We start from the raw sequence: 12264 nt of genomic DNA, 5'->3' as shown, positions 1-12264 counted from the left end.
GACAAAAATGTTTGCCTGCGCGCACGCAACCAGCAGGCAGGAGAGGCCCCATGCGCATTGGCTTGTATCCCGGCACATTCGATCCCATCACATTGGGGCATATAGATATTATCCGCCGAGCCAGCGCGCTGGTGGACAAGCTGGTGATCGGCGTTGCGATCAACCGTGACAAGGGGCCGTTGTTCTCATTAGAAGAACGCGTCGCCATGATCGAGGCCGAATGTGCCAAGCTGAGCGAACAGACCGGCACCGAAATTGTGGCCCATCCGTTTGAGAATCTGCTAATTGACTGCGCCCGCGACGTTGGTGCGCAGATTATCGTGCGGGGGCTGCGGGCGGTGGCCGACTTTGAGTATGAATTCCAGATGGTCGGCATGAACCGTGCCCTCGACAGTTCGGTCGAGACGGTGTTTTTGATGGCCGAGGCACGGCATCAGGCGATTGCGTCAAAACTGGTCAAGGAAATCGCGCGGTTGGACGGGGATGTGTCGAAGTTCGTCACACCGCTGGTTGCCTCAGAGCTACGCCGCCAACTGGCGAAATAAGCGGCTGCCCACAGCGCAATGCAAAAAAGGGAAGTCCATATATGAAAGCGGTCCCAAGTGGCCGCTTTCTCTTTGGGGCGATATAGCAGGTGTCAGCACCGATCCTGCAACGCCGAGGTTCTGCCGCTGCTTTAATGTTATAGCGCAGCGACCGGTATCAGCGCCAGAATGCGATCCAGTCGAGCAATTCAAACAGGCGCTTGCCCAGAAACACCATATGCACCTGGCCGTAGATCCAGATATCTATGGCGACTGCTGTGATGATCAGCAGCGCTAATATGATCGCAATTCGATTGGTCATAGGCCCGGCCCAAAAAATACGCCCGGTCAGATATGCCTGACCGGGCGGTGTGTTACAAGCGATGCCGGTGGTACTGGGGGCTGTCTGAATTATCCCAACCGGCCCATGGCGACGGCGACGTCCGCCATCCGCACGGAGAAGGCCCATTCATTGTCATACCAGGCCAGAACACGTACCAGGCTGTTTGCCACTACGCGGGTCTGATCCGGGGCAAAGATCGAGCTTTGTTCTGTGTGGTTGAAATCAATCGACACCAGCGGCGCAGGCTCATAGCCGATGACGCGGGACATATGGCCCTTGGCGGCTTCGCTCATGATGGCATTGATTTCGGTAACGCTGGTCTGTTTGCTCGCGTGGAAGGTCAGATCCACGGCGGAGACATTCGGCGTTGGGACGCGTATGGCGGATCCGTCCAGACGGCCCTTCAGATTTGGCAACACTTCACCCAGCGCCTTGGCCGCACCGGTGGTGGTTGGGATCATCGCCATGGCAGCAGCGCGGGCACGGTAGAGATCGTCGTGGCGGCGGTCCAGCGTCGGCTGATCGCCGGTATAGGCGTGGATCGTGGTCATGATCCCGCTTTCGATGCCGACGGTTTCATCCAGCACCTTGGCGAGCGGGGCCAGACAGTTGGTGGTGCAGGAGCCGTTGGAAACCATCCGGTCGTCGGCGCGCAGCTTGTCGTCGTTGACGCCAAAGACGATGGTCTTGTCAACATTGGTGCCAGGGGCAGACAGCAGCACCTTCTTGGCACCGCGCGCCAGATGCGCCTTGGCTTTCTCGCCGTCGTTGAATTTGCCGGTGCATTCCAGCACGACGTCACAGCCGGACCAGTCCAAATCGTCCATATTATAGGTGGAGAACATCTGCATGTCGCCACGGCCGAGGTTCATGGTGTTTTCACCCAGGGTCACCTCACCGGGGAAACGGCCATGCACAGAGTCGTATTTCAACAGATGCGCTGCGGTCTCCAGCGGGCCGGTGGCATTGACCTTGACCACTTCGATATCGTCCCGACCAGAGGCTGCGATATGTGCCAGGGTGCAGCGGCCGATGCGGCCAAACCCGTTGATCCCGACTTTGATGGTCATATGCGTATCTCCAAGCGAGCAAGAATTGTCCTCGCTATAGCGACCATTCCCTCGGGTCAAAAGCTTAAAAATGGCATTATTCCAGACTGTTAGCGCAAAACTTGGCTGGTTGCGGTAACGGAATTGACTGATTGCGATAACGTTTCTGCCGGGGGCGGCAGCATAAGGTGATGGTGTTTGATGCAGTGCGGGAACAAACGGGCGGCTCAACGGCTTGTACCTGATAGACGATAGGATAGGGTGGGCCAAAATGCGCGCGAATGGAAAAGGGGACCGGGTATGAGCGGATTGTTGGCTTTGCTCGATGATGTGGCAGCGATTGCAAAGGTGGCGGCGACCTCAGTCGATGATGTGGCCGCAGCAGCGGGCAAGGCGGGCGCCAAGACGGCGGGCGTGATCATCGACGATGCGGCGGTCACGCCGAAGTATCTGCAAGGCTTTGCCCCTGCGCGCGAATTGCCGATCATCTGGCGCATCACCCGTGGGTCGCTGTTCAACAAACTGATCCTGCTGATGCCGGTCGCCATGTTGCTGGCCAATTTTGCGCCCTGGCTGATCACGCCGCTGCTGATGCTGGGCGGATCCTATCTGTGTTTTGAGGGCGCCGAGAAGATTTTTCACGTGCTGTTCCCGCATGCAAGCCACGAGATCGAACAGGATATGTCGGTGAAGGATCCCGGCCATCTGGAGGAACAAAAGATCAAAGGCGCGATCAAGACCGATTTCATCCTGTCGGCGGAGATTATGACCATCGCGCTGGCCGCCATTGAGGCGCCGAATGTCTGGATGCAGGCGGCAACACTGGCGGTGGTCGCGATTGGTGTGACGCTGGCTGTCTACGGCTCAGTCGCGGTGATTGTGAAGATGGACGACGTGGGGCTGTATCTGGCGGGCAACGCACCAACGCCCATCGGGCGCGGTCTTGGCCGTGGGCTGGTGAAATTCATGCCGGTGCTGATGTGGATCCTGTCGGTGGTCGGCACCGCCGCGATGCTCTGGGTTGGCGGTTCTATCATTATTCACGGGCTGGAGGTGCTGGGCTTTGGCTGGCTGGGCCATCACATCCACGACTGGGCCTATGCGGTGGGCCACGCGGTGCCTGCCGCTTGGGCGGGCTTTGCTGAGTGGAGCGCCAAGGCTGCTATGGACGGGGTGTTTGGGCTGGCCTGGGGACTGGCGCTGATCCCGCTGGCGACCAAGGTTGTGGGGCCGGTGATTGCGGCGATTTCGGGGAAGTCTGCGGGACACTGAAAGTGATAAGTCATATGATTGCAAAAGTTTGAGGATTCGCTTTTGAATAAGCCAATTATCAAGATTCTTTCCGGCCCAACTCCAAACCAAGTCGCAGCAGGTGAAATCTCGACAGACGGAACGGCATCTTTGCTCTCGGCAATCAGCAAGGCAGCGGACCTGGCCCCCATGGACGTGAAACAGTTGTACGGTTTCCTCCATTTTCGTCTGCATACCGTAAAACAGGCACAGGCTCGCAGTGGCTGGTTCGGAGGCCGGTTGTTCAACAATTTCAGCGGCGAGTCTTCGGACTATGTCCCGCTTTCCGGTACTCAAATGACGCAGGCTTTCCTTGCTGCGGGGATAGAACCTCCAGAATTCATCGTCGCCAGCGGTAACTACGAGCTGCGTTTGGACTATGCACAGAAAGCCTATGATGCGTTGAAGGAAATGGCCGAAACTGACAACGCGCAATAGGTGGTTCAAACCGAAAAAAAGGGCTCCGACAGGAGCCCTTTTCTGTTTCTAGTATTTTACGGACCTCAGCCCAGCAGTTCTTTCACCTTGGCGACGGTGTTGTCAGCCGTGATGCCGAACTTTTCGAACAGCTCACCTGCGGGGGCGGAGGCGCCGAAGCTGTCCATGCCGACAAACGCGGCTTTCTTCTCCTGGCCACGTTCGCCCATCAGCAGGCGATCCCAGCCGCCGGCGCGCATGGCGGCTTCAATACCGACGCGGACGGGGCCTGCGGGCAGGACCTTGCGGCGGTAGGCTTCGTTTTGCTCTGCGAACAGTTCCATGCAGGGCATGGAGACCACGCGGGTGCCGATGCCGTCGGCTTCCAGCTTGGCCTTGGCATCCATCGCGACGGAGACCTCAGAACCGGTGGCGATCAGAATGACCTGACGCTTGCCCTCAGCTTCGGCCAGAACATAGCCGCCCTTGGCAGTGAGGTTGCTGAGCTTATGCTCGGTCCGCACGGTGGGCAGATTCTGACGGGTCAGGGTCATCACCGAGGGGGTGTCCTTGGAGGTCAGGGCGATTTCCCAGGCCTCTGCGGTTTCCACGGTGTCGGCGGGACGGAACACATAGGTGTTCGGGGTCGCGCGACAGATCGCCAGATGCTCTACCGGCTGGTGGGTCGGGCCATCTTCGCCAACGCCGATAGAGTCATGGGTCATGACAAAGACGGTCGGGATCTTCATCAGGGCCGCCAGACGCATCGCGGGGCGCGCGTAGTCGGTGAAGCAGAAGAAAGTGCCGCCATAGGGGCGCATGCCGCCGTGCAGCGCCATGCCGTTCATCGCCGAGGCCATGCCGTGCTCACGGATGCCCCAGTAGACGTAGCGGCCCTTGCGGTTATCTGTGTCAAAGATGCCCAGATCGCCGGTCTTGGTGTTGTTGGAACCGGTGAGGTCAGCAGAGCCACCCACGGTTTCCGGCATGATCGGGTTGATCACTTCCAGCGCCATCTCAGACGATTTCCGGGTCGCCACCTTGGGCTGGGTCTCGGAGACCTGCTTTTTCAGCGCCTTAACGGTGGCGGAGAGTTTCTTCGGCGCGTCCAGTGCATAGGCGCGGTTGAAGCGGTCCTGCTTCTGCTGGGAGGCTTCGGCAAAGCGGGCTTCCCAGGCTTCGCGCTCGGCTGCGCCGCGCTGGCCGATGGCTTCCCACTGGGATTTCACATCTGCGGGCACCTCAAACGGGCCGGTGGTCCAGCCATAGGCGGCCTTGGCGTCCCGCATCTGATCCGCATCTGTCAATGCGCCGTGACCCTTGGAGGTGTCCTGTGCGGCATGACCCAGCGCGATGTGGGTCTTGCAGGCGATCATCGAAGGTTTCTTCGATTTCTTCGCAGCTTCAATGGCTTCGTCGATGGCCTTGGGGTCGTGGCCGTCGATTTCGATAACCTGCCAGCCGGAGGCCTTGAAGCGCTGCACCTGGTTGGTGCGATCCGACAGCTCAACGGTGCCGTCAATGGTGATGTTGTTGTTGTCCCAGAACACGATCAGTTTGCCGAGGCTGTGACGACCGGCAAGGCCGATGGCCTCCTGGCTGATGCCCTCCATCAGGCAGCCGTCGCCTGCGATCACATAGGTGTGGTGATCGACCAGCTTGCGGCCATAATGTGCGCGCTGCATTTCCTCTGCCATGGCAAAACCCACGGCATTGGCAATGCCCTGACCCAGCGGGCCGGTGGTGGTTTCCACGGCATCAATCAGGAAGTTTTCCGGATGACCAGCAGTCAGCGCGCCCATCTGGCGGAAGTTCTTCACCTGATCCAGCGTCACCTGCGCGTCGCCCATGAGATAGAGCAGCGAGTAGATCAGCATGGAGCCGTGACCGGCAGACAGGATGAACCGGTCGCGGTCGGGCCACTGGGGATTGGCCACATCGAACTTCATGTGTTTTTCAAACAGGACGGTGGCGACATCGGCCATGCCAATCGGCATGCCTGAATGGCCCGAATTTGCCGCAGCAACGGCATCAAGGGTCAAGGCACGGATGGCCGCGGCCTTGGTCCAATGTTCGGGGTTTGCAGTGCGCAGGGCTGTCAGATCCACTGGATTTTTCCTCTGGGTTTTCGGCAGACTGAGCGCTCAATAGCAGTGATATGGCAAAGATCAAGCGTTTGCGCGGCTTCCTGCGCGAAGTTGACGCTGCAAGTGGTTGAAAGCAAACAGGGGGTAATTTATCCCTGCATGAACTAAGCTGGTCTTGCTGCCAGTCGGGCCCTGTGATTCGCGCCAAACGTGTTCACACCGGGATCGATCAGAGGCGGCCAAGGATGGCTAAGAATACGGCACATAACATGGGGTCGCTGAGGGACAGGCATGGAGCAGATCGAAGAATTGCAGGGTCGGATCCTGTCCGCGATGGACCGCATCGGCGCAGGTGCTGCCGCATTGCAGGACGCCGCGCGGGCCTCGGCAGAGGCCCAGACACAGGCACAGGCAGAAGCACAGTCCAGAACCGATGCCGCCCAGGGTGACCTGACGCGCGCGCTGGAAGAGGAAAAGCTTGCCAATGCCCAGTTGGAAGAGCGGCTGAAGGTGCTGCGTGCCCGGCTGGAAGAGGCAGAGGCCAATACTGTACCGGCAACGGATGATATCGGTCAGGTGGCTGCGCTTCAGGCCGAGGTGGAATTGCTGCGCAATGAGCTGAGCAATACCGCCGAGAAAGATGCGCTGAAGGCCGAAGCCGCCCGGCTGAAACAAGAGCTTGAGGTGCAGGGCAATGAGGGGGCCAATGCCCGCGAGGCCTTGCAGGATCAACTTGACGAGGCGCAGGTTACGATGGCGCGGCTCCAGGAAGAGCTGGCAGAACAGCCTGACGATCTGGGCGCTGCGGTTGATACCGCCGCTATGGAGGCGGAGATGGAGGCGCTGCGTGGCCAACTGAATGCTGCAAATGCGGCGCTGGCGTCGGCCATGGCAGCAGCGGATGCGGCGCCGGTTGGCCCAACTGCCGAGGAGTTCGCGAACCAGAATGCAACATTGGTGCAGCTGGATGCTTCTTTGCAGGACTTGCGTCATAGTGGTGAACAGCTGCGCAGCTCTAACGCGGCGCTGCGCGAGGCCAATGCGGCCGGTGTTGGTGATGCGACGCTTATCAATACAGGTCTACAGGCCGAGATCGACGATCTGCGCGCCGCGCGCGCCAGTGACCAGGCAGAGGTCAACGCCGTGCTTGCCAAGCTGGAACCGCTGCTTGCGCAAGCCGGTGCAGACGACGGGGCAGATCATGCCCTTGTCGAGCCGCCAACTGAAGCGCCCGCAGCCGCAACACATATAGCCCCCGTGACATCACCTGGACTGACCGCCCAACCCATGCCTGAAGGGGAGGATGTATGATGCCCGAAGTCACTATTCATATTGGCGGTCGCGGTTTTGAAGTCTCCTGCCAAGAGGGCGAAGAGAGCTATCTGCATTCCGCGGCCAAGATGCTGGACGACGAGGCGCAAGTGCTGTCCGATCAGATCGGTCGTATGCCCGAAGCGCGGATGTTGTTGATGGCCGGCCTGATGCTGGCGGATAAAACGGCGGCTGTTGAGGACCGCATCAAAGAGGTTGAAGCCGAACTGGCCGAGCGCAATGCCGAGCTGGCCGAGCTGCGCGCCGCGCCGGCACCAGAGCCGGAGCGGATCGAGGTGCCGGTGGTGCCGCCGCTGGTCACCGAAACCCTTGCAGAACTGGCCGCCCGCACCGAAGCGCTGGCACAGGAGCTGGAAGAGCAGGGTGCTGCTGGCTGATAGGCTGCCGAACCGCGACGCGCTGATATTTGAAACCGCCGCAAGGGTCAGCCCCTTCGCGGCGGTTTTCTATGATATCTGAGCCAATCTAATCCCCAAAAAAACACCCCCGGCAAGCGCCGAGGGTGCGGATCGGATGCGGATAGGCGGCCGTAAGGGGCCGACCTAGACCAGGTTTAGCCGTTGGCTTCGCGGATTTTGTCGGCGGCATCCTTGTCGAAGGTGACACCGTTTTCGGCAAACATACCGTCCAGCTCACCCGAGAGGGTCATTTCGGTAATGATGTCACAACCGCCGACGAATTCGCCCTTTACATACAGCTGGGGAATGGTCGGCCAGTCGGAATAATCCTTGATGCCTGCGCGGATTTCTTCATCTGCCAGCACGTTCACATCAGTGTAGTCAACACCGATATAGTTGAGCACGCCCGCCACGCGAGAAGAAAAGCCACATTGCGGCATGTCCTTTGTGCCCTTCATGAAGAGCACAACGTCGCTGGCTTTGACGGTTTCGTCGATGCGGGTTTTTACGTCGGTCATTGGTCTATGTCCTTTTCGTCATGCTGTCTCGGATGGACAGGCAGAAAGTCGTTGAGCGCGAGATATGCCACAATGGGCAGCATTAAAAGGGCCGCGGCGGGAGAAACGAGATTTCCAACACTCTGTAGCAGCCACTCCAACGGTTTATTCAGGCGCTTTGGTGGTGAGGGCCAGCGCGTGCAGATCACCGTTCGCACCGTCCATTTTACCCTTCAGCGCGGCGTAGACAGCCCGTTGTTGCTGGACACGGTTTTTGCCACGAAAGCTTTCGTCGATGACCATCGCAGACATATGCACACCATCATGGCCGCCAACCTGAATTTCCGCATCGGGAAAACTCTCGCGCAACAGATCTTCGATTTCTTGGGCTTGCATCGGCATTGGGGGATGTCCTTATTTCTAGCTTATGGAAAATGTAGGTTGCTGCAGGGACCTCTGCAAGGCGGATTAGTCGCGTGGCACCACATAGGGGGCAAGGCGCGGCACGAACTCAGGAACCTGCGCCAGAGCGTCCTGAACCTCCGGTTCCTCAAAATCCCAGATCGAGGTGCCACCGCGCACGGAGAGGGTCTCACTCAGGTGGGCCAGTTCCGTCCCCAGCTCGTCCGGCAGTGTCATGGCGGCGGCCTCCTGCAGGATCAACAGCGCCTCGTGGATGGGGCGTAGCACCCGCAGGGCGTGGCTCATATGTGGGATCAGATCGGGGTCATCACGCCAGGTCTCGCCGTCAAACAGATCCTGTGTCACTCGCTGACCGGCCCCGGCACAGGAATAGGCGACACAGCCGCCGAAACCGCGTTTGCTCAGATTGTCGTGAATGGTGCAGCCAAAGCATGTGACCGACAGATTGGGGCAGGGTTCTTCTGTGTCCTTGATGATGGCAAAATCCTCTGACGCATCAAAGGGGTAGGCCACGCAGCACAGGGCCGCACAACGACTGCAATCTGCACTGAGCTGTGGCAGGTTTGTCGGCATGGGCTGGGAAGAGAGCGTCACAGGATCAGATCCCTTGTCTGGGCGGTTTGGTGGCCAGTTGCAAAACGGGTGAGATGACTACGCCATCCCACCCGTTTCTATATCACTTGCAGCAATGGTGTTCGCGGCGTGCCGGATCAGGCCACTGCCTCTGCAAAACTGCGCCGGAAGACCTCAGCCAGTTCGGCCAGCGGGGCCTCTGAGCCGCCGATCTTCACCATGTCGCCGCCGAATTTGCCGACGCTGGTGACCGTGACACCGGCCTGACCTGCTGCCATCATCAGTGCCTCGGCCTGATCGAAGTTGCAGGCTACGAGGTAGCGCGCCTGATCCTCGCCAAACACAGTCGGGGTGTCGCCGGCGTCGATCTGCACGCCAACACCAGCGCCTTCGGCGAGTTCAAAGGCTGCCATGGCCAGACCACCGTCGCTTAAGTCGGTGCAGGCTTTGATCAGCTCACGGTTGGCGCGAATGAACTCACCGTTGCGCTTCTCCGCTTCCAGGTCCACCGCCGGGGCGTCGCCGTCCTCGCGGTTAAACACCTCGGCCAGCAGAGCAGATTGGCCAAGGTGACCAACGGTTTCGCCAATCAGCAAGGCAATATGGCCGTCACGCACTTCGCCGCTGATGGCCTCTTCGTCGGCCGCGATCAGACCAACGGCGCCGATGGTTGGTGTGGGCAGGATGCCCTTGCCATCGGTTTCGTTATAAAGTGAGACGTTGCCGGACACGATCGGCATGTCCAGTGCGGCGACCGCCTCGCCGATGCCTTTGATGGCGCCGACGAACTGGCCCATGATTTCGGGCTTCTCAGGGTTGCCAAAATTCAGGTTGTCGGTTGTTGCCAAGGGTTTGGCACCCACAGCTGTCAAGTTGCGATAGGCTTCGGCGACTGCCTGTTTGCCACCTTCAAACGGGTTTGCCATGACATAGCGCGGGGTCACGTCCGAGGTGAAGGCGAGCTGTTTGTCGGTGCCATGCACGCGCACAATGCCGGAGCCCACGCCAGGGCGGCGGGCGGTGTCGCCCATCACGGTGGTGTCGTATTGTTCATAAACCCACTGCTTGCCTGCGTAGTTCGGCGAGGTCAGCAGAGCCTTCAGGCCGTCAATCGGATCAATGGTGGGCACGTCGGCGTCGGTCAGCGGTTCAGCCGCTGGGGTCGGCACCCAGGGACGGTCGTACTCCGGCGCGGTAGAGGCCAGTTTCGACAGAACCAGATCGGCCTTTACCTCACCGTTGTGCAGGATCAGGAAGCGATCCTCGGCGATGGTTTCACCGACGATGGCGAAATCGAGGTCCCATTTCTCAAACACGGCGCGCGCTTCAGCTTCCAGCTCTGGCTTCAGTACCATCAGCATACGTTCCTGAGATTCCGACAGCATCATCTCATAGGCTGTCATGTTCTCTTCGCGTTGCGGCACGTCTTCAAGGTTCAGCTTAACACCCAGCTTGCCCTTGTCGCCCATTTCCACGGCAGAACACGTAAGTCCAGCAGCCCCCATGTCCTGGATCGAGATCACGGCGCCGGTCTGCATCAGCTCCAGCGTGGCTTCCATCAGGCGTTTTTCGGTGAAGGGGTCGCCAACCTGAACGGTGGGGCGCTTTTCTTCAATGGTGTCGTCGAATTCCGCAGACGCCATGGTGGCCCCACCAACGCCATCGCGCCCGGTTTTTGCACCAAGGTAGACCACAGGCATACCAACGCCGGAGGCGGCGGAGTAGAAAATGCTGTCTGTTTTGGCGAGGCCGGCCGCAAAGGCGTTCACAAGGCAGTTGCCATTGTACGCCGGGTGAAAGCGGACTTCTCCGCCGACGCAAGGAACCCCAAAGCAGTTGCCATAGCCGCCAATGCCTTCGACCACGCCGTTGACCAGCTGGCGGGTCTTGTGGTGGGACGGCTCGCCGAAGGACAGCGCATTCATAGATGCAATGGGCCGCGCGCCCATGGTGAAGACGTCCCGCAAAATGCCGCCAACCCCGGTCGCCGCGCCCTGATAAGGCTCGATGTAGGACGGGTGGTTGTGGCTTTCCATTTTGAAAACAACGGCATCGCCGTCGCCGATATCCACAATCCCTGCGTTTTCGCCGGGACCACAGATGACCTGCGGGCCGTCGGTCGGCAGGGTGCGAAGCCATTTCTTGGAGGATTTGTAAGAACAGTGCTCATTCCACATGGCCGAGAAAATGCCCAGCTCCGTGAATGTTGGCTCCCGCCCGATGATTTCGAGGATCAGATCGTATTCCTCGGGCTTCAACCCGTGGTTGGCAATCAGTTCAGGCGTGATGGCGGGTTCTTGCATCCGTGTAACGTCCCCAATGGCTGCGATTGCGCGCCTTTTAGGGCAAGGAAGGCCAAGGGGGAAGGAAAAAGCGCAAGGTGACAGCAGCGCGGGGCCGCGTTGCGCAAAACGTGCTGCACATGCAAAAGAGAGCCAGAGCCGATAAGGCTCTGGCTCTGCTGTGGTCCCCGGCCCCGCATGGGGCGGGGGCGATCACTCTTTAGTGACGTCGCTTAGTTCAGGACGGAACCGTCTGTCAGCTTTTCAGGGTTCTCGCTGGCATAGGTTTCCAGCATAGTCTTGAGCTCGCCAGTGGTCTGACCCATGCGCAGCACGCCATCGGTTTCCCAGATGCCATCAAGGTTGAAGCGCATGCCGCTCAGCTTGTCGGAGAAATTGTCGCGGAACTCGACCAGAATTTGGCGGTCAGGGCCGGGGGCAGTGCTGACTTCGACCACCTTGCCGAGCAACATGCCATTCACATCAACGACCGGCGCGCCAATGAATTCGATGTTCTCTTCAACGAAGGTTTCACCGGCATCATTCGGGGTCGCGTTTTCGGTCAGAACGTCGGCATTAGCGGCACCGGTGACGGCGATAAGGGCGGCGATTGAGGTCATGCGAAGCATATTGGCTCTCCTTTAAATAATTGATGTATGTTCTGCCTACTCAACGAGAGCTGGGGGAGGATGGTTCCTGAATTTTCGCGGTCATTGAAATTTGGAGCACCATGACTGGCAGGCGTTCAGGAGTTAATATACTGATATATATAGATAATGTGCTGCTGACGAGTGGCGGAGGATTTTTTAAAATGACCGGTGGCGATGATCCGGGGTCATGAGTGCTGCTACCGCGCCAATAGGGTGCATCAAATGTCTGAGTGAATATTGAGCGGTTACGATGAAAATCGCGGCACTGTGGTTGTTGATGGGCTGCTATGGCGAAACTGAGGGACGTCCCGGTTGACCTGCATCGTGCGTCGCGGTGAGGATGGCGTCAGATGGTGGGGTAATGATGACGGCGCCTGTCGCTGGTATCCAAGCGGAAAC

General features: G+C 59.2%; 13 protein-coding genes. 5 read left to right on the top strand and 8 right to left on the bottom strand.

What is annotated here, in order from left to right; translation table 11 throughout:
- Window positions 1-50: 50 nt before the first annotated feature.
- Entirely contained in the window at window positions 51-545 is a 495-nt protein-coding gene (gene coaD / locus PhaeoP97_RS08555) for a pantetheine-phosphate adenylyltransferase (protein ID WP_027247211.1), read from the top strand.
- A gap of 157 nt (window positions 546-702) precedes the next feature.
- Here coaD and PhaeoP97_RS20435 read toward each other — a convergent pair whose 3' ends face one another.
- Complete coding sequence (locus tag PhaeoP97_RS20435; RefSeq protein ID WP_027247212.1) at window positions 703-846, bottom strand: hypothetical protein; 144 nt, start codon at window positions 844-846, stop codon at window positions 703-705.
- An 89-nt stretch (window positions 847-935) separates the two neighbouring features.
- Window positions 936-1937, bottom strand: coding sequence for a type I glyceraldehyde-3-phosphate dehydrogenase (gene gap / locus PhaeoP97_RS08550; protein WP_072504721.1), 1002 nt, complete (start codon window positions 1935-1937; stop codon window positions 936-938).
- A gap of 279 nt (window positions 1938-2216) precedes the next feature.
- Between gap and PhaeoP97_RS08545 the strand changes: the two genes are divergently transcribed.
- The gene (locus PhaeoP97_RS08545) at window positions 2217-3188 is read left to right on the top strand and encodes a DUF808 domain-containing protein (protein WP_072504720.1); all 972 of its coding nucleotides are present in this window, start codon (window positions 2217-2219) and stop codon (window positions 3186-3188) included.
- A 42-nt stretch (window positions 3189-3230) separates the two neighbouring features.
- Window positions 3231-3644: a hypothetical protein gene (locus PhaeoP97_RS08540; RefSeq protein WP_157891238.1), complete on the top strand. Its 414-nt coding sequence runs from the start codon at window positions 3231-3233 to the stop codon at window positions 3642-3644.
- Between the two features lie 65 nt (window positions 3645-3709).
- Here PhaeoP97_RS08540 and tkt read toward each other — a convergent pair whose 3' ends face one another.
- A complete protein-coding gene (gene tkt, locus PhaeoP97_RS08535) occupies window positions 3710-5731 on the bottom strand; it encodes a transketolase (protein WP_072504718.1) in 2022 nt (673 codons plus the stop codon).
- 270 nt (window positions 5732-6001) lie between these two features.
- Between tkt and PhaeoP97_RS08530 the strand changes: the two genes are divergently transcribed.
- Window positions 6002-7021, top strand: a complete 1020-nt coding sequence (locus PhaeoP97_RS08530) for a coiled-coil domain-containing protein (RefSeq protein WP_072504717.1) — start codon at window positions 6002-6004, stop codon at window positions 7019-7021.
- On the top strand, window positions 7021-7419 hold the full coding sequence (locus PhaeoP97_RS08525; RefSeq protein WP_072506375.1) for a cell division protein ZapA: 399 nt from the start codon (window positions 7021-7023) through the stop codon (window positions 7417-7419). Before PhaeoP97_RS08530 ends, PhaeoP97_RS08525 begins: the two co-directional genes overlap by 1 nt.
- A gap of 176 nt (window positions 7420-7595) precedes the next feature.
- On the opposite strand, the gene grxD is transcribed toward PhaeoP97_RS08525, so the two are convergent.
- The 5 genes from grxD to PhaeoP97_RS08500 form a co-directional block, all read right to left on the bottom strand.
- Window positions 7596-7958: a Grx4 family monothiol glutaredoxin gene (gene grxD, locus PhaeoP97_RS08520; RefSeq protein WP_072504716.1), complete on the bottom strand. Its 363-nt coding sequence runs from the start codon at window positions 7956-7958 to the stop codon at window positions 7596-7598.
- A 144-nt stretch (window positions 7959-8102) separates the two neighbouring features.
- Window positions 8103-8339: a BolA/IbaG family iron-sulfur metabolism protein gene (locus PhaeoP97_RS08515; protein ID WP_072504715.1), complete on the bottom strand. Its 237-nt coding sequence runs from the start codon at window positions 8337-8339 to the stop codon at window positions 8103-8105.
- 66 nt (window positions 8340-8405) lie between these two features.
- Entirely contained in the window at window positions 8406-8954 is a 549-nt protein-coding gene (locus PhaeoP97_RS08510) for a hypothetical protein (RefSeq protein ID WP_237029003.1), read from the bottom strand.
- A 116-nt stretch (window positions 8955-9070) separates the two neighbouring features.
- Window positions 9071-11236: a phosphoribosylformylglycinamidine synthase subunit PurL gene (gene purL, locus PhaeoP97_RS08505; protein ID WP_072504713.1), complete on the bottom strand. Its 2166-nt coding sequence runs from the start codon at window positions 11234-11236 to the stop codon at window positions 9071-9073.
- Window positions 11237-11448: 212 nt separating this feature from the next.
- Window positions 11449-11844 (bottom strand): CBS domain-containing protein, encoded by a 396-nt coding sequence (locus tag PhaeoP97_RS08500; RefSeq protein ID WP_072504712.1) that lies wholly within the window; start codon window positions 11842-11844, stop codon window positions 11449-11451.
- Window positions 11845-12264 lie beyond the last annotated feature (420 nt).

Origin of the sequence: Phaeobacter porticola (assembly GCF_001888185.1) — a bacterium.
In the GTDB taxonomy this organism is placed as follows: Bacteria; Pseudomonadota; Alphaproteobacteria; order Rhodobacterales; family Rhodobacteraceae; genus Phaeobacter; species Phaeobacter porticola.
Note: the sequence above shows the minus strand (reverse complement) of the source record. Positions and strands in the feature narration are given on the sequence as shown.